The sequence below is a fragment of the Streptomyces sp. SID5469 genome (assembly GCF_009862865.1).
Lineage (GTDB): Bacteria > Actinomycetota > Actinomycetes > Streptomycetales > Streptomycetaceae > Streptomyces > Streptomyces avermitilis.
Window position 1 is genome coordinate 6,873,218 of sequence record NZ_WWIN01000001.1, and the last position, 24,206, is coordinate 6,897,423.

At 70.2% G+C, this 24,206-nt stretch carries 21 protein-coding genes, 3 tRNA genes and 2 pseudogenes; 11 read left to right on the plus strand and 15 right to left on the minus strand.

Features of this window, described 5'->3' with window-relative positions; genetic code table 11:
* Positions 1–162: 162 nt before the first annotated feature.
* Both GTY58_RS29645 and GTY58_RS29650 read right to left on the minus strand, forming a co-directional pair.
* Positions 163–1,614: pseudogene (locus tag GTY58_RS29645) on the minus strand (FGGY family carbohydrate kinase).
* A 275-nt stretch (positions 1,615–1,889) separates the two neighbouring features.
* The gene (locus tag GTY58_RS29650; RefSeq protein WP_010987086.1) at positions 1,890–2,204 is read right to left on the minus strand and encodes a hypothetical protein; all 315 of its coding nucleotides are present in this window, start codon (positions 2,202–2,204) and stop codon (positions 1,890–1,892) included.
* Between the two features lie 181 nt (positions 2,205–2,385).
* Between GTY58_RS29650 and GTY58_RS29655 the strand changes: the two genes are divergently transcribed.
* The 4 genes from GTY58_RS29655 (at position 2,386) to GTY58_RS29670 (ending at position 3,509) form a co-directional block, all read left to right on the plus strand.
* Positions 2,386–2,458 (plus strand) — tRNA-Asn (locus GTY58_RS29655).
* Positions 2,459–2,463: 5 nt separating this feature from the next.
* Positions 2,464–2,536 (plus strand) — tRNA-Asn (locus GTY58_RS29660).
* 166 nt (positions 2,537–2,702) lie between these two features.
* Positions 2,703–2,776, plus strand: a tRNA-Ile gene (locus GTY58_RS29665).
* A 424-nt stretch (positions 2,777–3,200) separates the two neighbouring features.
* Positions 3,201–3,509: a hypothetical protein gene (locus GTY58_RS29670; protein ID WP_137865174.1), complete on the plus strand. Its 309-nt coding sequence runs from the start codon at positions 3,201–3,203 to the stop codon at positions 3,507–3,509.
* A gap of 14 nt (positions 3,510–3,523) precedes the next feature.
* On the opposite strand, the gene GTY58_RS41730 is transcribed toward GTY58_RS29670, so the two are convergent.
* From GTY58_RS41730 to GTY58_RS29710, 9 genes and pseudogenes are all read right to left on the minus strand, one after another.
* The gene (locus GTY58_RS41730) at positions 3,524–3,829 is read right to left on the minus strand and encodes a hypothetical protein (protein WP_338059022.1); all 306 of its coding nucleotides are present in this window, start codon (positions 3,827–3,829) and stop codon (positions 3,524–3,526) included.
* Positions 3,806–4,061, minus strand: a pseudogene (locus GTY58_RS40960) (IS5/IS1182 family transposase); the annotation flags it as partial. The gene GTY58_RS41730 and the pseudogene GTY58_RS40960, both read right to left, overlap by 24 nt.
* 254 nt (positions 4,062–4,315) lie before the next feature.
* Positions 4,316–6,172, minus strand: coding sequence for an ABC transporter ATP-binding protein (locus tag GTY58_RS29680; protein WP_042493708.1), 1,857 nt, complete (start codon positions 6,170–6,172; stop codon positions 4,316–4,318).
* Positions 6,169–6,603, minus strand: coding sequence for a lasso peptide biosynthesis B2 protein (locus GTY58_RS29685; protein ID WP_010987089.1), 435 nt, complete (start codon positions 6,601–6,603; stop codon positions 6,169–6,171). The genes GTY58_RS29680 and GTY58_RS29685 overlap by 4 nt, the downstream gene beginning before the upstream one ends.
* A complete protein-coding gene (locus tag GTY58_RS29690) occupies positions 6,600–6,854 on the minus strand; it encodes a lasso peptide biosynthesis PqqD family chaperone (protein WP_037645743.1) in 255 nt (84 codons plus the stop codon). Before GTY58_RS29690 ends, GTY58_RS29685 begins: the two co-directional genes overlap by 4 nt.
* A 29-nt stretch (positions 6,855–6,883) precedes the next feature.
* Positions 6,884–8,740, minus strand: a complete 1,857-nt coding sequence (locus tag GTY58_RS29695) for a lasso peptide isopeptide bond-forming cyclase (RefSeq protein WP_037645488.1) — start codon at positions 8,738–8,740, stop codon at positions 6,884–6,886.
* A gap of 26 nt (positions 8,741–8,766) precedes the next feature.
* Positions 8,767–8,877, minus strand: a complete 111-nt coding sequence (locus GTY58_RS29700; RefSeq protein ID WP_107082950.1) for a keywimysin-related RiPP — start codon at positions 8,875–8,877, stop codon at positions 8,767–8,769.
* Between the two features lie 655 nt (positions 8,878–9,532).
* A complete protein-coding gene (locus GTY58_RS29705; protein ID WP_052082295.1) occupies positions 9,533–10,123 on the minus strand; it encodes a hypothetical protein in 591 nt (196 codons plus the stop codon).
* Positions 10,120–10,431: a hypothetical protein gene (locus GTY58_RS29710; RefSeq protein ID WP_137865172.1), complete on the minus strand. Its 312-nt coding sequence runs from the start codon at positions 10,429–10,431 to the stop codon at positions 10,120–10,122. Before GTY58_RS29710 ends, GTY58_RS29705 begins: the two co-directional genes overlap by 4 nt.
* Before the next feature lie 424 nt (positions 10,432–10,855).
* On the opposite strand from GTY58_RS29710, the gene GTY58_RS29715 reads away from it, so the two are divergent.
* From GTY58_RS29715 to GTY58_RS29745, 7 genes are all read left to right on the plus strand, one after another.
* A complete protein-coding gene (locus GTY58_RS29715; RefSeq protein WP_010987095.1) occupies positions 10,856–11,089 on the plus strand; it encodes a type II toxin-antitoxin system VapB family antitoxin in 234 nt (77 codons plus the stop codon).
* Positions 11,086–11,493, plus strand: a complete 408-nt coding sequence (locus tag GTY58_RS29720; RefSeq protein ID WP_010987096.1) for a PIN domain nuclease — start codon at positions 11,086–11,088, stop codon at positions 11,491–11,493. Before GTY58_RS29715 ends, GTY58_RS29720 begins: the two co-directional genes overlap by 4 nt.
* Before the next feature lie 997 nt (positions 11,494–12,490).
* Entirely contained in the window at positions 12,491–14,434 is a 1,944-nt protein-coding gene (locus tag GTY58_RS29725; protein WP_048894205.1) for a dynamin family protein, read from the plus strand.
* A 3-nt stretch (positions 14,435–14,437) separates the two neighbouring features.
* Positions 14,438–16,294 (plus strand): dynamin family protein, encoded by a 1,857-nt coding sequence (locus GTY58_RS29730; protein WP_010987098.1) that lies wholly within the window; start codon positions 14,438–14,440, stop codon positions 16,292–16,294.
* Positions 16,295–16,317: 23 nt separating this feature from the next.
* Positions 16,318–18,270, plus strand: coding sequence for a dynamin family protein (locus GTY58_RS29735; protein ID WP_159029004.1), 1,953 nt, complete (start codon positions 16,318–16,320; stop codon positions 18,268–18,270).
* On the plus strand, positions 18,270–19,532 hold the full coding sequence (locus GTY58_RS29740) for a hypothetical protein (protein WP_010987100.1): 1,263 nt from the start codon (positions 18,270–18,272) through the stop codon (positions 19,530–19,532). Before GTY58_RS29735 ends, GTY58_RS29740 begins: the two co-directional genes overlap by 1 nt.
* A gap of 3 nt (positions 19,533–19,535) precedes the next feature.
* Entirely contained in the window at positions 19,536–20,027 is a 492-nt protein-coding gene (locus tag GTY58_RS29745; RefSeq protein ID WP_037645493.1) for a hypothetical protein, read from the plus strand.
* On the opposite strand, the gene GTY58_RS29750 is transcribed toward GTY58_RS29745, so the two are convergent.
* The 4 genes from GTY58_RS29750 to GTY58_RS29765 all read right to left on the minus strand — a co-directional run bounded on the left by GTY58_RS29750 (position 19,943) and on the right by GTY58_RS29765 (position 24,093).
* On the minus strand, positions 19,943–20,647 hold the full coding sequence (locus tag GTY58_RS29750) for a Crp/Fnr family transcriptional regulator (protein ID WP_010987102.1): 705 nt from the start codon (positions 20,645–20,647) through the stop codon (positions 19,943–19,945). The genes GTY58_RS29745 and GTY58_RS29750 overlap by 85 nt on opposite strands.
* 509 nt (positions 20,648–21,156) lie before the next feature.
* Positions 21,157–22,188 (minus strand): LacI family DNA-binding transcriptional regulator, encoded by a 1,032-nt coding sequence (locus tag GTY58_RS29755; protein WP_010987103.1) that lies wholly within the window; start codon positions 22,186–22,188, stop codon positions 21,157–21,159.
* 76 nt (positions 22,189–22,264) lie between these two features.
* The gene (locus tag GTY58_RS29760) at positions 22,265–23,101 is read right to left on the minus strand and encodes an ATP-binding cassette domain-containing protein (RefSeq protein ID WP_010987104.1); all 837 of its coding nucleotides are present in this window, start codon (positions 23,099–23,101) and stop codon (positions 22,265–22,267) included.
* The gene (locus GTY58_RS29765) at positions 23,098–24,093 is read right to left on the minus strand and encodes an ABC transporter permease (protein ID WP_010987105.1); all 996 of its coding nucleotides are present in this window, start codon (positions 24,091–24,093) and stop codon (positions 23,098–23,100) included. Before GTY58_RS29765 ends, GTY58_RS29760 begins: the two co-directional genes overlap by 4 nt.
* Between the last annotated feature and the right edge of the window lie 113 nt (positions 24,094–24,206).

Genomic DNA, 24,206 nt, shown 5'->3' on the forward strand with positions numbered 1-24,206 from the left:
GCGGGGTCTCTCGGAGTCGTCGGCGACAGGGCGGGTAGTGGTGCACCACCCCCTATCGTCGAACACTCCACCCGTGTTACCTCAACTGATTAACCCAAGTGCGGTCCAAGAACGGACAGGCGTCAGCCCCGAGACGTAGGACCGTGCCCCTCCGTTCGCCCCTTATGCCCTGAACGCCCCCGGATGGGTCTGTTCGCGCACCGACACGTACTGCTGCCGTACGGCCTGCCCCACCGCGAGTTCCTCGCCCGGCTCCAGGACCTGGGCGGCCGCGCCCTGCCACACGGGCGGGGCCCCCGGGGAGAGCGTGCCCTGGGAGACGCCGAGCGCCCAGGCCGCCTGCCGGGCCGCGCCGATCGCCGCGTAGTCGGCCGGCTGGGGGACGACGACCTGCACGCCGAACAGCGCCGGCGCCGCGGCCTGCACGGCGGCCAGCTCCGCCGCCGCGCCGAGGAGGAAGATCCGCCGTACGTCGACCCCGCGCCCGCGCAGCACGTCCAGCGCGTCGGCGAGCCCTCACAGCATGCCCTCGAACGCGGCCCGCGCGAGGTGCTCGGGCCGCATCGACTCCCGGCGCAGCCCCGCCAGCGTCCCGGCGGTGTGCGGCAGATTGGGCGTCCGCTCGCCCTCCAGGTACGGCAGCATGACGAGCCCGTGGGAGCCCGGCGTCGACTTCATCGCCAGGTCGGACAGGCCCTCCAGGTCGGACACGCCGAGGAGTTCGGCGGCACCGCGCAGCGTCCGTACCGCGTTCATCGTGGTCACGACCGGCAGATGCATGCCGGTCGCGTCGGCGAGCGAGGTGATCATTCCGGAGGAGTCGACCAGCGCCTCGGGGTGGACGGCCATCACGGATCCGGAGGCGCCGAGCGACACCACGGCGTCCCCGAGCCCGATCCCCAGCCCGAAGGCCGCCGCCATGGTCTCGCCGGTCCCGGCGGAGATCAGCAGCCCCTCCGGTGTCGTACCCGCCGCCTCGGACGGCCCGAGCACATCGGGCAGCAGCGCCTGGTGCCCGAGCGCCAGCTCGACGAGATCTGGCCGGTATGCGCCGGTCGCCGCCGACCAGTACCCGGTCCCCGAGGCGCCACCGCGGTCGGTGGTCCTGCGCGCCGGCCGCCCGAGCAGCTGCCACACGAGCCAGTCGTGCGCCTGGAGCAGTCCGGCGGTGCGCAGCGCGGCGTCGGGCTCCGACTTGGCGAGCCAGCGCAGCTTGGTCACGGGCTGCGCGGCCTGCGGCACGCAGCCCACGGCCTCGGCCCATGCCTGACGCCCGCCGAGCGTGTCGATCAGATCGGCGGCGGCGACCTGTGCGCGCCGGTCCCCGCCGACGATCGCGGGCCGCACGGTGTTGCCCTGGGTGTCCAGCGGGATCAGCGCGTTCTGCTGCGCCGAGACGCCGATGGCCTGCACGCCCTCGAGCAGCCCGCCGCTCGCGGCCTCGCCCAGGGACAGCAGCCAGGCCTGCGGATCGACGTCGGAGGGACGCCCGCCACCCTCGGTCTCGACCGGGTGCGGCGCATAGCCCTGCCTGAGTACGGCCCCCGTGTCCGTGTCGCAGACGACGATGCGAGTGAAATCGGGCGAACTGTCCAACCCGGCGACTATCCCCATGGCGGAAATTCTGCCGTACGGAGAGAGGTGGGCGTGCAGCGCGGACAGACGGGGCGGCGCGGGGCGGCCGGTGGGGGCGGTGCGGCGCGGCTGGTGGGGGTGGTGCGGGGCGGGCTGGGGTGGCGGTGCGGCGGGGGCTGAGGTGGCGTTGCCGCGGGCTGGGGTGGTGGTGCGGCGGGGGCAGAAGCGGCGGTGCGGCGCGGGCAGAGGCGGCGGTGTGGTGCCGCCCGCTTGCCTCTCTCCGCGCCGCCCCGCCGGGTGTTGTCGGCGTCCCGCTAGGTGTTACTGGTGCCCCAGTCGTCCTCGCGGCTGCGGACGCTGCCGTTCGCGTTGCGCTCCCGCAGGGAGCGCACGCGGCCGGCCACGGAGTCGGGGACGTGATCGCCCACCTTCTCGCTCACCGTGTGGTACGCCTTGCCGGCGAACTGGCGGCCCTGAAGGGCCGCCGTCTCGGCGGTGTTGCGCACCGCCGGGTTCTGCGCGACCTGATGTGCGGCCTTCTTCAGCTGCTCGTAGCGCTCGCGCCCGGCACGCGTGCCGAGCACGTAACCAAGAGCCAGTCCGGCGACGAACGTGAGCCGGTAGCGCATGGCGGCCACCCTTTCCCTTGTGTAGGTCCCTGGTGTCGGCATCGATGATCGGCGGTCGGTCATCGGGTGCGGGGAGTACCGATTGGCGGAGCACCCCCCTGCTTGCGCTAATGTATGTGTCGCAGAGAGCGCGCGCCCCCTGGCGAATACCCAGGTAGGTGCGTTCGATGCAACGAGGCATTCCTCCGTAGCTCAATTGGCAGAGCAGCCGGCTGTTAACCGGCAGGTTACTGGTTCGAGTCCAGTCGGGGGAGCTCGGTCCTCCGTAGCTCAATTGGCAGAGCAGCCGGCTGTTAACCGGCAGGTTACTGGTTCGAGTCCAGTCGGGGGAGCAGCCTGAAGAGGACCCTTAGGGGTCCTTTTTCATGTCCGGGGGAACCGCGCAGGCCACGGCGAAGTCCTCATGGTCATGCGAAGTCGACCATCCGAAGCAGGAGATCGTATGAGCGGCTATGCTGCGGCAGACGGCGCGCACACATGTGCGCGACGCGCCGTAATGGGGCGGTAGCTCAGCCGGTTAGAGCAGCGGACTCATAATCCGTCGGCCGTGGGTTCGAGTCCCACCCGCCCCACCTGTGCAGGTCTTTGACCTGCGGAAACGTTCATTTTTGGGTGTCTGTCCGTCAACTTTGCCTGAACGGACTGAATCCGCTGCTCGTGGGTTTGGAGTCCGGAGGCTCGGGGGAGCCGTAAAACCTCTGACCTGCGGCGGAGTAGGTGTTCGAGGTTCCCGCTCGCGGTGCGGGCGGCCGCCCTGAGGGACTGGTGCCAAGATTCCAGGGGCCGTACAGGGGCCGGGAGGGCGCGGCCGTGGCCAGGCTCATGGTTTCTCCGGGCTGATTCGGCCGCCGCAGTCGCGGAACTGCAGAAGATCGCCACCGCCGGCCGACCGGCCAGCACCGCCCACCCATGCGCTGACCGGACCCGCGAGCGCCACCAGGCCGTGCACGCCCTGCTCGACCAGAGCCGCGCCTCGGACTGTGCGGTGCGCTGCGCGTGCGGGTACAGCCCGTCGAAGCGGCGGTCTGCTTCGGCCGTCACGCTGTGCGCGATGCCGCCGGTGGACTCGTAGCCGTCCACGGTGAGTACGTGGCCTGCCCGGCGCAGCCAGGTGACCCGCAGCGCATGGGCGAGCAGTGGAAGCCGACCGATCTCGTAGGCGTCGGCTTCGTCCGTTCCCGGGTGTGGGTGGTCCGGTGCCGGTGCCCCGAGGTCGCGCAACAGGCTCTGCACGAGCCCCGGTTCGACCTCCAGTCCGACAGCGCGGGCGGGATGCAGGATCGCCTCCCGCGGCCCGGCCCGTGACAGCGGCCCGACGATCACCTGATTACCTTCCACCGCTTCGAGGAGCCTGGGATGGGTGGCGCACTGGGTGTAGAAGTCGGAGCGCAGGCCGAAGATGACCAGGCCGACGGGAGCTTCGCCGTCTGCACCTGGGCCGCCACACCCAGGACCGCGGCCAGGAATTCCCGCCGCTCCCGCCCGCCGGGGCACAGCGTGAACAGCTCCTCCAGCTGGTCCACGACCAGCACCAGGCGGCGTTCCTCACCGTTCCCGCCGTCGTCCACCGCGAGTGAGCGCCGCAGTACGTCGGTGTCGGCGGCGCCCCTGTCCAGCCGCGTGATCCCGACGGCGTTCTCGTGCGCCGACGCGGCCACCACGACCACCGCGATCACCAGCCCCAGAACATCAACAGCCAGGCCGCGCTTGCGGGCCGGTACTTTTTGCCGCATCACACCCCGTCGACTCTGCGGGCGCGCCAGCCGCCGCGTGCACGCTCTGGGTGTTGAGCACCACCAGGCCCGGGTCCGCCTTCCGACGCGCCATTTCCCGCACCTGCCGGCGCAGCAAGTCGTGCGGGAGCAGCTCCCACTGGCTGCCGCACCGCCACACGTTCAGGTGAGGAAAAAATTCCTATGCACTCTCTTACCGCCCTCTCAGAGGGCGGTAAGAGACGTGTTGCCCGTTTCGTGCTTGCGGCTGGGGCTGTCGGGCTGGTGGTGGTCTTTGTGTGTGGCTATGGCCGTGGCTGGGTGAACAACCCCCATCACGCCTCGCCCCCCCGAACCATCGAGTACCCACACTGGCTCAGCGCGGAAAGCTCGCCCGGTTCACAGTGGGCTGTGCGGATGGCGCGCGGTCGTCACGGGGGAGGGCGGGGTGGCGGCCGGCCGAAGCATTTGGCCGGCGGCCAGTTCGCGGTAAGTGGGGCTGCTGGTGAGTAGTTCCTCGTGACGCCCGCAGGCGACGGCTCTGCCCTCGTCCAACACGATGATCCGGTCCGCGTGCTGGACCGTGGAGAGCCGGTGTGCGATGACCAGCAGGGCGCATTCCCGGGCGACGTCCTTCATCACGGTGGTGAGCGCGGTTTCATTGAGGGTGTCGAGGTGGGAGGTGGGCTCGTCGAGCAGAAGGATCGAGGGGCGGGCGAGCAGGGCGCGGGCCAGGGCCACGCGCTGGCGCTCTCCCGCGGACAGCCTGCTGCCGCGCTCACCGAGCATTCCCGACAAGCCGCCCGGCAGTCGCCGTACGACCCCTTCCAGCTGGGCGAGCTCGACGGCGCGTCGCACTTCGGCCTCGGTGGCGTCGGGCGCGGCGTAGGTGATGTTGTCCCACAGGGTGCCGTGGACGACGTGGGTGTTCTGGTCGACGACGGCGATGCGCCCGCGGCATGCGGCGCGGCTCAGTTCGGTGGCGGGCAGGCCGTCGAAGAGCAGGGTCCCGGAGTCCGGTTCGTAAAATCTGGAGATGAGGGCGAAGATCGTGCTCTTTCCGGCACCCGACAGGCCGACCAGGGCTGTCTGGCACCGGTGAGGGGCGGTGAAGGAGAGGCCGCGCAGCACCGGCCGGCTCGGGTCGTAGCCGAAGCCGATGTCCCGCAGGGCGAGGGCGGGTTTCTCGTACGAGACGGTCTGCCGGGCCGGTTCGCGTGTACGTGCCCGGACGGTCGGCGTCTCCTGGGAGGGCTCCGCCGGCAGGGACAGCGCCTGCTCGATGCGCTGGTAGGCCCCCATGCCACGCTGGATCAGGCCGACCGCCCGGAAGACCGAGGACAGCGGAAGGACCAGGTAGGAGGCGTACAGCAGGAAGGCGACCAGGTCGCCGAGGGAGTTGGCGTGGCCGTTGACCCGCAGGCCGCCGATGACCAGGACGATCAGGAAGGAGCCCTGTACCGCGAGTTCGACCGCCGGGCTCATCACGGAGGCAAGTTTCGCGGTGCGTACGCCGGCGCTGTACGCCGATTCGACACATTCTCCGATGCGGCCCGCTTCACGGTCCTCGGTTCGGTGAACCCGGACCATCGGCAGGGCGCCGAGCGCGCGTTCGAGGTCGGCGGCGATCGCGCCGACGGAGGTCTGCATGCGTTCGGAGGCAGCCCGGATTCCCTTGAGAAGCGAGGCGACGATCGCGGCGGCGGTAGCCACGGTCGCCGCGATCAGGAGCAGCAGCAGCGGGTCGATCCACGCCATGAGGACGATCGCCCCCGCCGCGACGAGGGCACCCGTCAACAGATCGACCAGTGCTTGGGAGACGACTTCTCTGAGCAGGGTGGTGTCGGTGGTGACCCGGGAGATCAGGTCGCCGCTGCGGAGCCGGTCGTACTCCCGCATCTCCAGCCGGAGCAGCCGCCCCACCAGGCTGTGGCGCAGCCCTCGTACGATGCCTTCGCCCATGCGCTCCAGAACGAAGCGGCCTACAGCGCCGGTCGCCGCTTCGGTGACGAAGAGCCCGGCGAGGAGAAGCAACAGTGGCCACAACACCTGTCCGCGCCCGCTCGCGTCCACGACCTGCTTGGCAGCGAGCGGCTGGGCGAGCCCGAGCGCGGAGCCGACGAGGGTGAGTACGGTGGCGAGGGTGAGGGACGCCCGGTGGCCGGTGGTGAGCCGGTACATGGTGGCGATCGCGGCCCGGGTGGAGCGGTCGCCCTCGGCCGCCGACTGTGTCTGATCCACGACGGTGTCGGTCATCGGCCTGATCGGCTCGCGACGGCGACCGTGATGAGCCGGGTGAAGTAGTCGTCGGGTACGCCCTCGTCCACAGGGCGGCCGTCCGCCTCGATCCAGGCGTGCGCCGTGAACGGCGGCACCACGCGTACCCCGGTGCACCAGGTCGGCCAGCTCCCTCCCAGGCGGCACAGCAGCGCGGCTCCCAGAGAACGGGGCAGGCAGCCTTTCGGGCCTGCGCAGCGCAGGCTCACCGCGCACATCGCGTCCCGTGCGTTCTTTGCCTGGGCGGCGGTGGCCGGCATGGCTCCGCGACATGCGAAGTGGAGCACGGCGCGGAGCCGGCGGGGCGGCAGGAGCGAGAGCGCGAGGGCGGGGGAAAGGACGAGACGGGCGGCCATGCGCCGGGCGAAGGGCACGCCGGTGGGCCGCTCCAGGGCGCTGGGGGTCGTCATTCGGCCAGCCCCGAGGTCCGCAGTTGCTGTACGAGGGCGTCGACGTCCTGCTTCGCCTGGACGAGGTCGATGTCGAACTCGTCGGCGAGCGCGACGACCGCGGCGGCTTCGTCACCGCCCGCCATCAGGGTGTTGACCACCAAGGTGCCGGTGGGATTCAACTCCCAATATTCCCCGGCGCGTTCGTCCAGCAGGACCGTGCCGTAGTCCGTCTCGGCAGTGGAGACATTGGCGCCGAACTTCAATGCCATGCGGGTGTCTTTCTGCTGGGGAACGGTGGTCATGAGGAGGCGGGGGCCTTGGGCTCGCTAGTTCGGTGGAGGCCGCGCAGCCACACTTCGGCGGCGATGGTCGAGTAGAGGATCGCGTCGCGCAGTTCGGGTGTGGCCGGACGCTGGGCGAGCCGGCGCAGGGCCGTGCCGTCGACGAGGCCGAGCTGTTCCAGCCGGGAGCCCTCCCAGAGCGCCAGCAGATCGGCGCGGTGTTCGCGCAGTCCGTTGGATGCGTCCATGGAAGCGGCGGCCTTGTTGGTGCGCCGCAGGCACGCATCGGGCACGATCCCGCTCATGGCGGCGGTCAGGAGGGGTTTGTACTGCCAGGGCGTGACGCGCTCGCTCGGGCGGACGGCGAGGCATGCCTCGATGACGCGGTCGTCGAGGAACGGCGATGCCATCGGAACTCCGGCCCGGGCGGCCATCCGGTCCCACTGGCGGATGATGCGGGTGCAGGAAAGGATCTGTTCGAGGTCGGTGTGCAGGCCGCGGTCCGGGTGCAGCGGTACGGCGGTCATGGCGGCCTCGCGCAGCGCCCGTTGGGCCATCCGTTCGGCGTCGGCGGTGACCCAGTCGAACAGGCGAGGGGGCATGCCCCAGCCGAGGCTGGTGCTGACGGTGGCGGGGAGCGGGTCTCGCAGGCGGCCGCTGGAGTCGGCCAGCCACTTCCCGTACGGCCGCGAGTCGGCCAGCGCGCGTGCCGTGCCGCCAAGTGGCCACTGCCACAGGGCCCTGAAGCCGCGCAGTTGGCGCAGCGCGAACAGCGGGCGGGTGCGGAGCAGCCGGTGGTAGTACGCCTCCGAGCACCAGGCCACGTGGTCGCCGCCGATGCCGGTCAGGTGCAACCGGCTGCCCCGCTCCGCCAGGCCGGGCAGATGGTGCAGGACCCTTGATCGGTCCATGACGCCGATGGTCGGCTCGTCCAGCAGGTCATCGATGTCGAGCAGGCCGGTGTAGACGAGCGGCGAGGTATCGGCGTCCCAGACCACATGGTCGATTTCCGGCAACGAGCGGGCGGCCTGTTCAGCCCAGTACAGATCGGTGTCGGCGGGGTCGCGACCCGGCCAGGTGCTGGCCACCACCCGGGCCGGTGAGCGGTCCGCCAGGAAACAGATGGAGGTGGAATCCAGGCCGCCCGACAGGTCGCAGCTGACCACGCCACCCTGCCGGGTACGGGCGTCGACCGCCGCCGCCAGGGCTTCGCGGACGAGCGGGGCGCCATCGGCGAGCGTGCGTACCGGTTCCGGCGGAGTCCACCAGCGCGAGCGGCGTACGGTCCGGCCGTCCGGCGAGATGATCAGCGCGTCCTGGGGGGACACGGCGGTGATCCCTCGCCACATGGGTGCCTCGGCGAGTGTATGGGGAACCGGCCACAGCAGCCGGATGGCCAGTTGCTCCTCGTCCGGGTCGGTGCCCAGCGCGGCGGCGAGTACGTCGGCGCGGGTGGCAGCCACCTGCGTTCCGTCAACGGGGGCATGGAATACCAGCCGGAGCCCGGAGGCGGTGCCCTGCACCCTGAGCCGCCCATCGAGCGCGGCGACGAGATGGAAACTCCCTGGAAGGGAGCGGGCCAGTGCGTCGAGTTCGGCGAGATCACGTAGCCGCCCGGCTTGGCGCTCGAGCTCTACGGCGTCGATCGGACAGCAGCCGATGACGGCGAGGGCCGTGTGGCCGGCGCGCGCGGTGACGATCTCCTGGTCGTGCCACTGCCCCACCAGCCAGGGCCGGCCCGAAGCGTGCTGCAGGATTCGCGTTCCGGGGCGGGCGAAGGAGCGGGCCACGGCGGTCGCGTCCTCCCGGTCGGTGAAGACCGTGAAGTGCGCGTCGCCGGGGCCCGTCCCCGCACTTTCGTGCAGTTCAGTCATGACGTCGGGTCAGGAACCGTCGCTCGTCAGTTCTTGCTCAGGATGAGACGGTCGTTGCCGGAGCGCCCCAAGAGCCCGGTCTTCTTCCGGAACGTTCCGAGCCGGACCAGCGTCGGAGCCTCGTAAGCCTTCTTCATGACTTCTCCTGACGTACAGGTGTCACGACCGCCCCTCCTGGCCGGCAGGGAACCGGAGGCCGATTCACTGCCGTCCTGTCCAGGCTCATCGGGAGCCGGAACAAGGAAGCGGGTGCACGCAATAGCTACGTGCATAGCGGATTCCGTCGCAAGGCCGTCAGAGAAAATAGGATCATATGTGAAATTCTAAAGTAGCCAGAGAGCTTTACTGTGGCCCACGATGTTCGTCAAAAATAGAACATTAGGCGAGCGGGGTGCGCACAAGGACAGAAAATCGTTTCGACCTCTGCGTCGAGAAGCGCACGGTGGGTGTGGCGAAGGGGCGCACGGCGGGAGCCGGACGGAGCCGCCGGGGCGCACTCCGATAAGGCCACCGTGCTCCGGTGCCCTCTGCGGTGAAGGCACGCCTGACAATGAGGTTTTTTCGATGAAATGATTTTCGCTAAACTGATCAAAGTGACTTGAAGCGGGATGTTCCCTGCGGTGGTCGAGTAGGGCGCCCTGGCTGCTGACAGCCGCAAAGCCCCTGGTAGGACGGTTCTCCCCACAAGATCGTCCGTTGAACCAGAGGCTTCACGTTGGTCACCTGTGTTGCCATGCCCGACGTCCCGTGCCGCATAGTGAAAGGGGGCAGATCCCATGAGGGTGCTGTCGATCAGGCAGTGGTTATGGCCTGGTCGCGGTAGCGCGTCTGGTGGTTGTGGATGGATTCCTGCTGCTGGTGCCACGCCCAGGAGGCGACGAAGTCGCCGTTGGCGCGGACGGCACGCAGTTTGAGCACGGTTTCAGCTCCGGACAGGCCCCAGCGGGCGCCGGTGATGTCCAGGCGGTCTTTGACCAGGTGTCGGCATGCTCCCTCGATGATTCCGGTGGAGATCGGCCAGCCGCGTTCAAGGGCGGTGTCGTAGCGCAGGTGCTCGGCCTTGCCGGACAGGTAGTTCATGGCCTCGTCGATGCTCTTGCGCTGGGTGCCACGCTGTCCGGCGGCGTGGGCGGCTTTCTCGAGTGCGGCGGTGGAAATGCTGTCATGCAGGCACCAGGCTGCTCGCCACAGGTATTCGAGCACGTGGATCAGGTCGACGATGATGTGGACGTCCACGCTGCGCTGTAGTGCTTCGGCCTTGAGGAGGTCGATCTGATGGCGGGCCCCGTCGACCAGGACGTCCCAGCAACGACGGTGGCCGGTGTCGCGGTGCTCTGCCTGGTCGAACACGGCGGCCACCACCTGCGCGGCGGTGTCGGTCACCGAGCCGCACAACCACTTCGACCGGGCCTTCGGCCCCTGGCGGCGCTCGGGCGCCGCGCCGCGGACGGCGTCGTCTTGCCGTCGTCGACTGTGCGCGGAGCGGGTTCGGCATCGTAGACGGCTCCCAGGGTGGCCATCCGTTTCCTGCCGTGTTTCTCCCCGGAGGCCAGCCGGGTCTTCATCGCGTTGCCACCCTTGGCGGCCGCAGCCCTGGCGGTGTCCTCGCGCAGGGCTTCGGGCCTCATCATCATGCCCTTGCCGTCGACCGACAAGATCAGTGGCGTGGTGTCGGTGCAGGGAGCGGGCACCAGGGCGTCGTAGAACGCGTCGATGTCCGCCGCGGCACTGACAGCGAGTTCCTGGACCTGCCGGAGCCGGTAACGGCGTTGATCCGCTCGCAGGCGTCGGCGTAGCTTCCGCGGGCGGACTCGATCGCGGCGAGCCTGGCCAGCCCGTGCGAGTGCATTGCGTCCGGAAGGTTCAGCACCGCGTCGGCCGGGTGCAGGTCCGCCACGCCGGTGCCGCGGTAGGCGATCCGGACCGGCACTGTCCACTCTCGCGGTGGAGCACCATCGCATTGGGAAGGGAGTCCGCCGCCTTGTGCCTCCCCAGCCGGCGCAGTCTCCACGGTGCGAGAGGCAGTGCACCGCCTCAGGGGGCTGCTCTTGGGTGGTGACCTCAATGTTGGCAATGTATCTTGATGACATACATCGTGGATGCTGGAGGTGCTCGATGTCCGTCACACAGATTGATCTCGATGACGAGGCGCTCGCTGAGGCTATGCGGCTGATGGGCGTCACGACGAAGAAGGAGACGGTCAACGCGGCCCTGCGGGACTATGTGGCCCGGATCAAGCGCCTCGACGCCGCCGAGAAACTGGCCGCGCGCGGTGCACGTGGCGAGTTCGAGCAGGCTGCGGCGGCGTATTACGCAGGCAAGCGTGCCCGACGCGAGGCCTTCGAGTGATCACATACCTGCTCGACACCTCCGCCCTGTGGCACCTGTTCCGCACTCCCGGAGCTCTGGCACCCTGGGAGGGGCACATCGCCGCCGGGGTGTTCCACCTCTGCGAGCCGACACGTGCCGAATTTCTCTACTCGGCAACCAGTCCGACTCACCGGGACGAGCTCGCGGAGGAGCTGGACGCACTCTGCCTGCTCTCTCCCGTTCCGAAGAATGCCTGGCGTTGGGTCGATACCGCCCAGTACAAGTTGACACAACAGGGTCAGCATCGTGCGGCAGGAGCGATCGACCTGTTGGTGTGTGCGACCGCGGTCCACCACGGGCACACCGTCCTCCATGTGGACAACGACTTCGCGACGGTCGCCGGAGTGCTCAAGGAACTTCAGCAGCGAGACGTGCGAGCCTGATCACTAGGGCCGCCTCCATATTGTTGGTCTGTTGGCCCTTTTCGTGGTCGAAGCCCAAGTCATTGTTCCAGGGGTCACCGCGTCACCGTCCCCACCGATCGCAGGCTGGGCCCTGCGGACCCACTGCCGCAGAGCCCAGTGCTGGCCCCGAGGTCCATGGTGACGAGCCGATCGAACGGCCGCTGGACAGCGCCGGCTGAACCGCATCCCGCGCGTCCGCCGAGTTGGAGCGACGTCCGGGTGTATTGGGCGGGCATTCAAGGAGCGTCAGGGGCCATTGAGGGGCCACAAGGACAGGAACGCATCGCCAAGCACCACACAGGACTGACACTGATCAGCGCGTCTGACCTGGGAAGACATCAAGGATGAGCATGGATCGACAAGGGTCGCCGAGATCCCCAAAGGACTCATAAACCGTCGGCCGTGGGTTCGAGTCCCACCCGCCCCACCTGTGCAGGTCTCTGGCCTGCGGAAACGTTCCTTGCGAGGTGCTGGAGCGTCAACTTTCGTCCAACGGACGGAATCCGCTCCTCGCGAGTTTGACGCCAGGGCGGTCTGCATCGGCGGATACCTGCCTGACCTGCATGGACGCGTCGGATGGGTAGCTGGTGCGGGCTGCGGCAGGTGAGCACCCGGCCCTCTCGTGCGGTGCCCCGTGGCTCGGTTGGCAGAGCGGAGGGGGTCGGCGGCCTCGACGGATCGCCCTCGCGGCGGCGGTGCTGACGGGCGACGTACATGTCCGATCTGAAGACGGCCCGGCCGCATCGGCGAATACGTCGAATACGTCGAATACGTCGAATACGTCGAATACGTCGAATACGTCGATGATGTCGGGGACATCAATGTCGACGGTGCGCAGGCCACCGCCACTCGTGGGCGGGCCGACCGGCCGGCCGATGGGATGTGGCAGGGCCATCGTCCACGAACGCGCGCAGATCGTCGACGATCCCATCATGTGACGAGGAGTTGACCATCCAGTCGTTCATACGCTGATGCCGTGACGGAACAGCTGGTGGTGGACGGTCCCGGAGCGGGCTGGACCTCGGTGGTCACCGGGCATCTGCGGTGGATCGAGGGGCTGCTCGACAGCCTCGGTCTACCGGCCGAACGCTCCGACGAGCTGCGGGCCCGGCTTCTCGCGGTTCAGGCGCGGGCAGCCGACCCGCAGTTGCGGGTGGCGGTCTTCGGTGAGACGTCCAGCGGCAAGAGCACGCTGCTCAACGCCTTCCTGCGACGCCGGTTGCTGCCGTCCTCCGCCCTCGTGACGACACGTACGACCACGGTGCTGGAATACCGCGAGGGCGCCGAGGGCCTGATGGTGAGTACCACGGACGACTCCGTCCTGGAGTGGCCGTCCGCGCCGTTCGCCGGGTGGGCGGGGCGGGGGCGGGAGTCCGGGCCTGACACCTTGGAGCGGGCACTGCGGCGGGTGCTGACCACAGCACTGGCGGACGAGGTGGGCAGTCTGCGGGTGCTCTCGCCGGTCCGGCTGCTGGGCCCCGGCGTCACGGTGATCGACACCCCGGGGTTCAGCGTGACGGAACGTGGACACCGGGAGCTCGCCGAGGCCGCGGCGCGGCAGGCGGACGTGGCGCTGGTGGTGGTGCCCGCCGTCGCGGCGATGTCGCTGACCCTGGTGGACTTTCTCACCGGGCCGCTGCGCGACCATCACGACCGGTGCGCGTTCGTCCTCACCAAGCTCGACCTGCTCGACGAAGATGAACGCTCCGAAGCCGTCGAGGTGGTCGAGCGTCGGCTGAGGGATCTGGGATGCGCGGATCCGCTGCTGCTGCCCTGCTCCCCGGGCAAGGCGCTGGGCGAGGTCACCGCTGTCGGCGTCCGCGAGCCGGGTGGGTCCGGCCATCTCGCGTCGTTCCTCGAGGTGGAGGCGCGGATCGCACGGCTCGCGGCGGACAGCCGCCGGTCGGCCGTCGCCGCCACGGTGCTCGGGTTGCTCTCGGAGCTGCTGTCGGCGGTGGAGGAGACCGCCGAGGCCCGGCGCGCCGCCCTCAGCCGTGGCGAGCGCGAACTGGCGGCCCTGACGCTGCCGGACCTCCCCGCCTTCCTCGACGCCTGGGCCGCGCGCACCCGGGACCGGGCCAGGACGGAGCTGAACGCCGCCACCCTGACCCGGACTTCGGCGCAGTCCCGTACGACGCTCGAGGTGAAAGTCGGCAACACGGTGGCGGGCGAGAAGATCAACGACCTGGCCGGTGCCGCGGAGGAGGTGTCCCGGCTGGTCCGGCGCCACTTACGGCGGGACGCCCAGCAAGCCGTCCGCACGGCGGTGAAACGGGCCGGCGAGGTGCTGACCGCCGCTGCCGAGGAACTCGCCCGGGACTTCGCGGCCCAGTACAGCGTGCTGACCGACCTGGCCGGCGAGGCCCGGACGGCTCCCCCGGTGCCCCAGGTGGTGTGGCCGGAGCCCCCGGCCCCGGACATGTCCGGCATCGACCGGGCGCTCACCGCGATCGGCACCCAGCTGACCAGCAGTGGCAACTGGCGCACCGGCGGCGGCGCGATGGCCGGTGCCCTGGCCGGCAGCCTGGTCGCCCCGGGCATCGGCACCGTCATCGGCGGCGCGCTCGGCGCGCTCATCGGGCGCCGCGGCCCCGACGCGACCCGGGAGCAGTTCCTGCGGCAGGCCCGTCCCGTCATCGCCGCCGCGCACGATGAGATCGGCGCCCTCGCCGCCGCCTGCCTGCCGCGCGTCGCGGAGGGCCTCAGCGACAGCGTCGCCGCGCTCCGCCGGCAGTACGACGAGGAGTGGCGCGACGAGATCGCCCGCCTCACCGCGGCCCACGACCGGCGGCGGGCCGAACTGGCCGCCGGGATCGCCCACGCCGAGAAGACCGCGACGGATGCCCGGCGACGCCGCGACGCAGTCGCCTCCCTGCGCCGGGAGACCAGCCGGACCGTCCCCGACCTCAAGGAGTCATGACCCGTGAGCAGCGCATCCCGATCCGAGGCAGGCCCCCCGCCGGCGGCCGACCCCTCCGCCCACGTCGGCGACGTCGGCGCTACCGCCTCCGGCTCGCTGCGGGAGGCCCGCAGGCTCGCCGAGGACTACGGACAGGACCACATCCGGGAGGCCCTGGACCTGCTGGCCGCCGGACGCGGCCGACCCGCGTTCCGCATCGCGGTGGTGGGCGAGTTCAACCGCGGCAAGTCCACGCTGATCAACCGGCTCCTGGGCCGTGATCTGCTGCCGACGGGATCCCTTCCGGTCACGCGGGCGCCGGTGGTGATCCGGGTCTCCGACGCGGAGGGGCTGACCCTCGGCCGGCCGGACGGCCGCCGTGAACTGCGCAAGCTCGACGACGACACCCTCTGGGACGGGCTGACCGGCCCCCCGGCGGAACGGGAACCGGGTGCTCCCGCCGGGCCCCCGGAACCCACCGTGACCTTGGCGGTGGCCGATGACTGGCTCGCCGGTCTGGACGCCGAAGTGGTGGACACGCCGGGGGTCAACTCCGGTACGGAGGAGCAGTTCGAGCAGGTACGCCGGACCGCGGCCGGAAGCGACGCCGTGCTGTTCGTCGTCTCGGCCCTTTCCCCGATGAGCATCACGGAGCGGCGCCTCCTGGAGGAGGAGGTCCTGTGTCGGCACGTACCCTTCGTCGCCGTCGTCGTGACCATGCTGGACCTGGTGGACGGCGACGACCGCGAGGAGTCCGTACGGGACCTCAAAAATCGGCTGTCCGGCCTGGCCGGCCTGCCCGTGCTGATCGCCCCCGTGCCCGGCGGCGGAGAGTCCGAACTCGCCGCCCTGCGCGTGCTGTTGGAGGGGTTCGCGCGGGACAGTGAACGGGCGCTGTGGCGCGACCGGGGGATCGCCGCCCAAGTGGCGGACCACTGCGAGGCCATGGCCCGGATCGCCGCCGAGGCCGACGCGGTCGGCCGGCTGCCGGAAGAGGAGGTGGCGGAACGGGCCAGGCTGGCGCAGGCGCTGCGGGAGAGCGAAGACCGGCAGTGGGAGCAGCTCCGGACAGACATGACGGGACGTCAGCTCCATCTGGGCGCCCGGCTGCGTGAACATGTCCAGAAGGGGCGCGACGGCATCATCGAACGGCTGCGCTGGGACCTGGAGCGCGCCTCCGAACCGGGAACCTGGTGGGAACGCGACCTGCCGGTCCGGCTGGGGCACGAACTGTCGCTGCTGGCCCGGAGCTCCGAGCGCACGGTCCTGCTGCCGGCCATGGCCGCGGACACCGACTGGCTGGACAGGGAAGTGGCGCGCAGGCTGCCGGGCGCGGCACGCAGCCCGCTGCCCGCCACGCTGGAGCTGTCCACCGATCCGGACATCTCCGGCGAGGTCTCCAGCCTGTCCAGGACCCGCCTGGTCACCCGGCTGGGCGCCCAGGGCGGTTCGATCCTCGGTTTTCTGATCGCTGCCACCCGCCAGGGCCCGCGATCGGACTCCGACCGGTCCGGCCCGCCGCCGATGGTCTACAGCAGCGTCCTCAGCCTGGTCGGCGGGCTGCTGGCCGAGGCGTACGTCAGGAACGCCACCGAGGAGCAGCGCCGCCAGGTCGACGCCGTCCTGGTGCGGGCGGTCGACGAGAGCGCGGGGGTCTTCCAGCGGCGGGCCGTCGACGCGCTCGGCGATGTCTACGCGGACATGTTCGCCCGGCTCCGCGAGTCCCACCAGGCCTGGGCGGACGCCCGACGGGCGGCGGTCGAATCGACATCGGCATCCGGTACGGACTGGCCGAGCCTGGCGAGCGCGGCGGCGGAGCTGGCCGCCGGCATCCGCTCCGCACTCGCCGACGGCGTACGGGCCGAGGAGGAACAGGAATGAACCAAGGAGAGGACGGCCTGCCCATGACGACCGTAGAAGGCGGGTACGCTGCCGCCGCCGAACAGCGGCTGCGGCTGGCCGAGATGTGCCGCCGGACGGAGAAGGCCGCCGAACAGATCGGCAACAACGGCGCCGTCCGGGATGTGACGGCGTTGCTCGAACGGATCGAGAACGAGGCCTTCCACGTGATGGTGGTCGGCGACTTCAACCGTGGGAAATCCACCTTCGTCAACGCCCTCCTGGGAGACCGGGTGCTGCCGGTCAAGGCGGTTCCCGCCACCGCCGTTATCACCGAGGTCAGGTTCGGCGAGTCGCCGGCCGCGCTGCTGTGGACAGCGGACGCGGCCGAGCCCGAGGCCGTCGACCCGGACCGGCTCATCGAACTCATCACGGTGAACAACGCGTCGGCCGACGAGCGCAGCCCGTACGTCAAGGCCGAGGTGGTCTGGCCGCTGGAGCTGTGCCGCCACAACGTCGTACTGATCGACTCGCCCGGCCTCAACGCGTACGAGACCCATGACGACATCACCCTCACGCATCTCAGCAAGGCCGACGCGGTGATCTTCCTGCAGCACGCGATCGCCCCGATGAGCATCAGCGAGTCCACGTTCCTGAAGAAGTACCTGAGCGCGCACGACCCGTTCTTCGTGTTCACCTACTTCGACGCCATCGACGATCACGAGCGCGACGACGTCACGGCCTCCGCCCGGCGACGCGTCACCGATCTGCGGGGCGAGGACCGGGACCGGAGCCGGTTCTTCTTCGTCGACGGCAAGTCGGCGCTGCGCGCCCGGATGGCTGAGGACGACGAGGCGTTCCGCCGCACCGGCGTGGAGGCGGTGGAGAGGGAACTGGAACGGTACCTCGTGACCGAGCGGCACAAGGTCAAGCTGCTCGCCCCGGCCCGCTCCGTGCGCGGCGTCGCACGGGAACTGCGCCGCAACATCCCCTCCGAGCTCCAGATGCTCGAAGCGGAGAGCGGTGACCTGGAACGGAACTGGGCCGCCGCCCAGCAGCCCCTCAGGGAACTGGAGGCGCAGGCCCAGCAGATCACCCTGGACATCCGCAACGAGACCCGGGTGCTGCAGGACCGGGTGGAGACCCTGCTCGGGGGCTTCCTCGCGGCCGTCGCCGACGAGGCGCCGCTGGTCGCACAGGACGTGGAGATCACCACCAAGCTCGGCCTGAACCTCCTGAAAGCCAAAGTGCGTGCCCAGCAGGTGGCGGAGGAGATCGCCGGCGGCACGGCGAAGGCCATGGAGGAGAAGGTCGCCCTCTGGGTGGGCGAGTCGCTGAAACCCGTGATCGAGCAGGACCTGGAACGGCTCGCCGAGCGGATGAACGCCGAACTGACCTCTTTCGAGGCGGCCCTGGAGAAACTCCGGATCGACCTGCACGGGGCGTCCGGGGCGGCCGACGCGGGAGAGGGCCGGGAGGACGAGCCGCTGACCAAGTTCCTGGCGGGCTTGGGCGGGTTCGTGCTCAGCGGGCCGGCGGGCGCCCTGGTCGGAGCGCGGTTCGGGGCGAAGGAGGCGCTGCGTACCTTCCTGCCCGCCTTCGCCATCGGCGCGGCCTGGGCGCTCACCCCGTTCGGGCTGCCCGTGCTGGTGGCGGCCCTGATCGGTCAGGGCTTGTTCCAAGGCAAGGGCGCCGGTGAGCGCGTGGAGAAGAAGATGCGGGAGGAGATCGGCCGCGCGATGGCCACCCAGTTGCGGTTGGCCGCACCGAAGGAGGCCCAGAAGGCCGCCCGGGCCTTCGCCGCGGACACCATGGAGCCCATGCAGCGGGAGATCACGCAGGGCATGTCCTTCCGGATCGAGGAACTCACCCGCAGTGTGGCCTCCGCCCGCCAGGTCCTGGACCAGGGCGAGGAGGCGGTCGAGCGGCGCCGCGGCGAACTGAACCGGCTGGACGGGCTCCTGGGCCGCGCCGACGACGAGATCGGTGACCTGGTCGCCGAGTTGACGAGGATGTGATGGCCCGTTACCGCAGGCGGCTGTGCCTGGCCGTGGACCTGCGCCAGTACAGCCGTCACGGCTACCGCGCGCAGGAGGACGCGCAGTACCGGCTCCGGCTCGTGGTCGAGCACGCGCTGCGCCGGGCCCGGGTGCTGCGCGTCCGTGCCCAGCAGCAGGTGCAGGGGGACGGCCAGTTGGTCGTCTTCCCGGCCGGGATCGACGCCGTACGTGTGGTCCCGGCGCTGATCCTCGGCCTGCGTGACGGCCTCTACCAGGCGAACCGCACGCCCGGTGCCTTCGGCCGGATGCGGATGCGGGCCGCTCTCGCGCTGGGGTCGGTCTCCCGGGCCGACCGCGGTTACCTGGGCGACTCCGTGGTGCTGGTCAACCGGCTCGTCGACGCGGACGGACTGCGCGACGCCCTCGAAAACGAAGACGGCAGCGACTTGGCGCTGGCCGTGCCGGACGAGATGTACCGGGACGTGATCCTGCCCGACGGGCGCGGTCTGGCCGCCGGGTTCCACCGGATCGACGTGGCCGTCGTGAAGAAGGACTTCGGCTGCGGTGCCTGGCTGCATGTGCCGCCCTCGGCTCCCGTCCGGGATTCCCGGCCGGAGCCGGTGATCTGGGGACATTCGCCTGGCCGTACGGCGATGCGTGAGTTCGTCGTACCGGCGCTGGGTGCCGCTCACGTGGCGGCCGCGGTGGTTTCGCACGGTCAGACGCTGCGGGAGTGGGCGCTGACCGGCCCTGACACCGGTGTCTCGTACGGGGGCGGGGGCGGGGACTTCGACGGCCCGGACGAGGCGGATCCGCGCGACGCCGATCGCACCGACGGCCACTACCCGGGGCGGCAGCGGCACCAGCCGGGCGACCACCACGGGAGCGGTCATCACGCGAGCGGTCATCACGCGAGCGGTCATCACGCGAGCGGTCCCCCTGGAGCCCCCCGGCTCCCGGGCCCGCATCATGCTGCCGCGCATCACGGGGACCCGTACCACTCCGATCCCCATCACACCGGTCCGCACTATCAGGACGCGCATCACGCCGACCCGCATCACCCGGACCTGGGTCACGCTGACCCGCACTATCAGGACGCGCATCACGCCGACCCGTACCACCCGGACCTGCATCACGCCGACCCGTACCACCCGGACCTGGATCACGCCGACCCGTACCACCCGGACCCGTACCACCCCGATCCGGGCCACCACGATCTCCATCACGACGATCCGGGACACCACGACCCCGGCCACCACTTCCATCACGGTGGCCACTGAGTGATGGCCGAACACGACCCGGCTGCCCGGGAGTTGGCGGCGGCGGTTGCCGCGATGGCGTCGTTCCAGCAGGTCACGCAGCAGGCGGATGCCAAGGCGGGGACCCTGGTCACGGTGCATGTGGGGCTCGCGGCAGTGGTGTCCGCGCAGATCGGGTCGGTCGGCGCTCCGGCACCGACCGACCTGCCGGCCGTACTGTTCTGGCTGGCGTCCCTCGCCTACGTGGTCACCTTCACCGTGTCGGGATACCTGCTCGTGCAGGTGATCCGGCCACGTACGGGGCGGCACTCGGAGCCGAACAGGTTCTCCCTGGACGCGGCGGACCACGCGGGGGCCGACAACGGTCGGCTGGCGGCCCAGGCATGGGCGACCGCGCACGCCATCGCGAGGATCGCCGCGCTGAAGAACGTCTACACCAGCCGCGCTCTCGCCTGGGTGGGCGCGATGGTTGTCGCGGCGACCCTGTGGCTGGTGCTCGCGGGGACGATCCGTTGAGCGGCGTCCCCGTCGGCGGCGATCGTGAGTTCTGGGAGGTCCCTGACCAGGACCCGGCGGTAGCCGGTCTCGACGACGCCCCGCTCGCGCAGGGAACGCAGTACCCGGTGCACACTCGGTTCGGAGGCGCCGACCAGCTCCGCCAACTCGGGCTGGGTCAGCGAAACCCCGATCGAGACCCCGGTCGCGCAGGGACGCCCGTACGCCCGGGCCAACTCCAGCAGGACCCGGGCCACCCGTGTCCCCACCGGGCAGCTGCCGAAGTCCTGCCGTCGCCGTGTCGCCCAGCGCAGCTTCCCGGCCACCGCGCACATCACGGCCTGCGCCGACTCCTCGTACGCCGCGAGGAAATCCAGGAACTGCTGCCGGCCTATCAGCTTCGCGCTGCCCCTGCCGGCGGCCACGACCGTGGCGACCCGGGGCTGGGCGTCGAAACAGGCCAGCTCGCCGACGAGGTCACCACCTGCCCGGACCGCCAACAGCGCCTCGCGATCGTCCGGCGTCCTGGCCAGCACCTTGTACCAGCCGCTCAGCAGGAGGAACACATAGGAACCGTACTCGCCCTCCCGTAGCAGCCGTTCGCCCCGCTCGAAGCGCACCCGCCGCCCGAGCCGGATCATCTGCTCGCGCGGTTCCTCGGAGAGTCCGCCGAGAAGACTCGCCGCCGGCCAGTGACCGTGCCCCGGCCGTTGAGCGGATCCGCCGCCCCCCATAGGTAACGCCATGTACGGACCCTTCGAATTGCTGTTCGTTTTTGGTGGAGATGCCTCCTGCTGGCCCATTATGTGCGGACCGGATGGTTTCGGCCATGAGAATCCCCGTTTTGCTGTCGCTCTGGTGCGGCCCGCGCCCCCACCGGCGGGACGGTGCCCGGTGGCGGCGCGGGTGGCTTCGCGGACGCTCAAGACATGGGGCAGGCCCCGGCCGGGGTCCCCTCCAGCCGGGGCCGCCTCGGCCGGGGGCGAGATCAGCGCCCAGGCGCTGTGGCTGTGTTCACTCGAAGACGTCCCGCGTCGAGAACGCCGCGCGCCTCCCACCCCGACGGCGTCCGTCGGTGGCGCGGGGCGTGCGGCGTCAGGATGCCGATCACCTGGTGCCGGCAGCCGTGCGGTTCGGTGCCGACTCCAAGTCACGCTTCCTGTAACGCGGGGACGGGGAGTTCGCCCGAGCCTCGGACGATCAGGTGGGTGGGGACGGTGATGGTGCGGGCTCGGGAGCGGTCCCCGTCCAGGCGGGTCAGCGCGGTGGTCGCTGCCGTTCTGCCGATTTCTTCCGCGTCCTGGGCGACGACGGTCAGGGCCGGCTCGAGTGCCTCGGCGAGTGCCACGTCGTCGAAGGCGACTACGGCGACGTCCTTGCGCTTGCTGCGGGCCAGTTCGGCGACTATGCCCAGCGCCATGATGTTGTTGCCGGCGAACAGGGCGGTGGGGGGATCGGCCAGGCCGAGGAGTTGGGCGGTCGCGGTCTCGGCGCCCCGCTGGTCGTGGGCGTTGGTGACGAGCGAGCGGTCGTAGGGGATGTCGGCTTCCTGTAGTGCCGAGCGGTAACCGGCCTGACGCTCGCGACGGGTGTACAGCTTCGGGGGCAGGTCGCCGACGAAGCCGATGCGCCGGTGTCCGTGGGCGATGAGGTGGGTGACGCCGTCGTGGGCGCCGGCACGGTTGGAGCTGACGATGCTGTCCGTGGCGAGGCCGACTCCGGGTCGGTCGAGGAAGATCACGGGTAGTCCCGCCGTGCGATGGGACTTGAGGTGGGAGTGGTCGGCGCCGACGGACGGAACGACGATCAGGATGCTGACGCGGCGGGCGAGGAACTTGTCGGTCAGGGCACGTTCGCGCTCGGAGTCGTCCGCGGAGGAGCCCATGAGCAGGGTCAGTCCGCGTTCGCGGACGGTGTCCTCGATGGCACGGGCCACAGCTCCGAAGAAGGGGTTGGCGAGGTCGGGAATGACCAGGCCGATGGTGGTGTCCGGGCCGCCGACGCGGATGTTGCGGGCCATGAGGTTCGGCTGGAAGCCGAGCTTGGCCACTGCGGCGAGTACCTGTTCCCTGGTCTGCGCGGAGGCGGGTCCGTCCTCGTTGAGGACGCGTGAGACCGTCTTGGCGCTGACGCCGACTTCTCGGGCGACGTCGGCCAGGGTAGGGCGGCGGTTCGCTGCCATGGAGGAAACCGTCTCCTGAGGGCTCTCGATTCCGGCCGCGGCCTCGGCCGGAAACTGCGAGAGCTGGGTTGTGCTGTCAGGTGGCCTGTACTCCGGCGGCCTTGGCGGCCTCCGAATCCGCTACGACAGTATCTCCGGCCTCGTCGATGCTGAGCGCGCCGGTCATGATGGCGACGACCTCGGCCATGGAGTAATCGGAGGGCTTGATCAGGGCGGCACGCCGGCCCAGCCGGTGGACGTGGATCCGGTCGGCGATCTCGAAGACGTGGGGCATGTTGTGGCTGATCAGAACGACCGGCATGCCCTTGTCGCGGACTCGGCGGATGAGGTCCAGGACCTGGCCCGACTCCTTGACGCCGAGAGCGGCGGTGGGTTCGTCCATGACGACGACGCTGCGGGCCCAGGCGACGGAACGGGCGACCGCGACGGCCTGCCGCTGTCCGCCGGAGAGCGTCTCGACCGACTGCGTCAGCGAGCGCAGGCCGATCTTCAGGTCGGCCATGTGCTCGGCGGCCTCCTGGCGCATGCGCTTCTTGTCCAGCATGCGGAAGACACTGCCGAGAACGCCGGGTCGGCGCAGCTCGCGCCCGAGGAACATGTTCGAGGCGATGTCCATGGAGGCGGCCACGGCGAGGTCCTGATAGACCGTCTCGATGCCGTGGGCGCGGGCGCTCTGCGGACCGGAGAAGGTGATGGGCTCGCCGCCCAGCCGTATCTCGCCCGCGTCGGGGACCACCGCGCCGGTGAGCGCCTTGATCAGGCTGGTCTTGCCGGCACCGTTGTCGCCGATGACGGCGAGGACCTCGCCGGGCAGCAGATCGAAGTCGGCGCCGTCGATGGCGGTGACCTGGCCGTACCGCTTGACCAGGCCGCGGGCCTGCAGCACGGGCGTGGGGGAGGAGGTGGCGGTCATCGGGCCTTCTTCCGGGAGAGCTGGTCGACGGTCACCGCGAGGATCACCAGGACTCCGGTGATCAGGGTCTGGTAGATGGAGGCGACGCCCATCAGCTGGAGGCCGTTGCGGAACACGCCGACGATGAGGACGCCGATGAAGGTGCCCAGGACCGATCCGCGTCCGCCGAAGAGGCTGGTGCCGCCGAGGACCACGGCGGTGATGCTGTCGAGGTTGTCGGTCTGTCCGGCCTGCGGGTCGCCGACTCCGGTGCGGGAGATGAGCAGCAGGGCGGCGATGCCGTACAGCAGGCCGGCCACGGTGTAGATGCCGATGGTCAGGCGGGAGGTGCGGATGCCGTTCAGCCGGGCGGCCTCGGCGCTGTTGCCCAGGGCGTAGACGTGCCGGCCCCAGCCGGTGCTGCTCAGCGCGTAGGCGAGGAGGAGGAACAGGGCGATGGTGACCAGGGAGCCGTAGGTGATGTCGGTGTGGCCGAGCGGGAAGGTCTGCCCGAGAGCCGTCAGCGGGCCGGGCAGGTTGGTGACCGTCTGCTCCTCGGAGTAGATGTGGGTCAGTGCGAACGCCACGTTGAGCATGCCGAGGGTGACGATGAACGGCGGCAGCGGGATCTTCTGCACCAGCAGCCCGTTGAGCAGGCCGAAGCCGCCGCAGACGACCAGGCCCAGAGCGATCGCGACAAGCGGTGGGACGGAGCCCTCGGCCGCCATCTTGGCGATCACGATGCTGCCGAAGGCCATCACCGCCCCGCACGACAGGTCGATGCCCGCGGTGAGGATGATCAGGGTCTGTCCGATGGCGAGGGTGCCGACGACCATGACCTGCTGCACGATCAGCGAGAAGTTGCCGCCGGTGAGGAACTGGTCGGTCGAGAGGGAGAAGAAGGCGCAGGCCAGGAGAAGGGCGGCCAGCGGGCCGGTGGTCGGCGCCGTGAGCAGTCTGCGGGCCGTGGTCGGTGCTTTGAGCTCGGCGTACGGCGAGGTCGTGGCTGTCATGCGAAGTCCTTGTCGGAAGACAGATGGTCCTTGTCGGAGGACGAGGGCTCAAGGCCCCGCCGCCGGGACAAGGGGGCGGTCGTCCCTGGTCGGGGAGCGGGCCGACCGCCCCG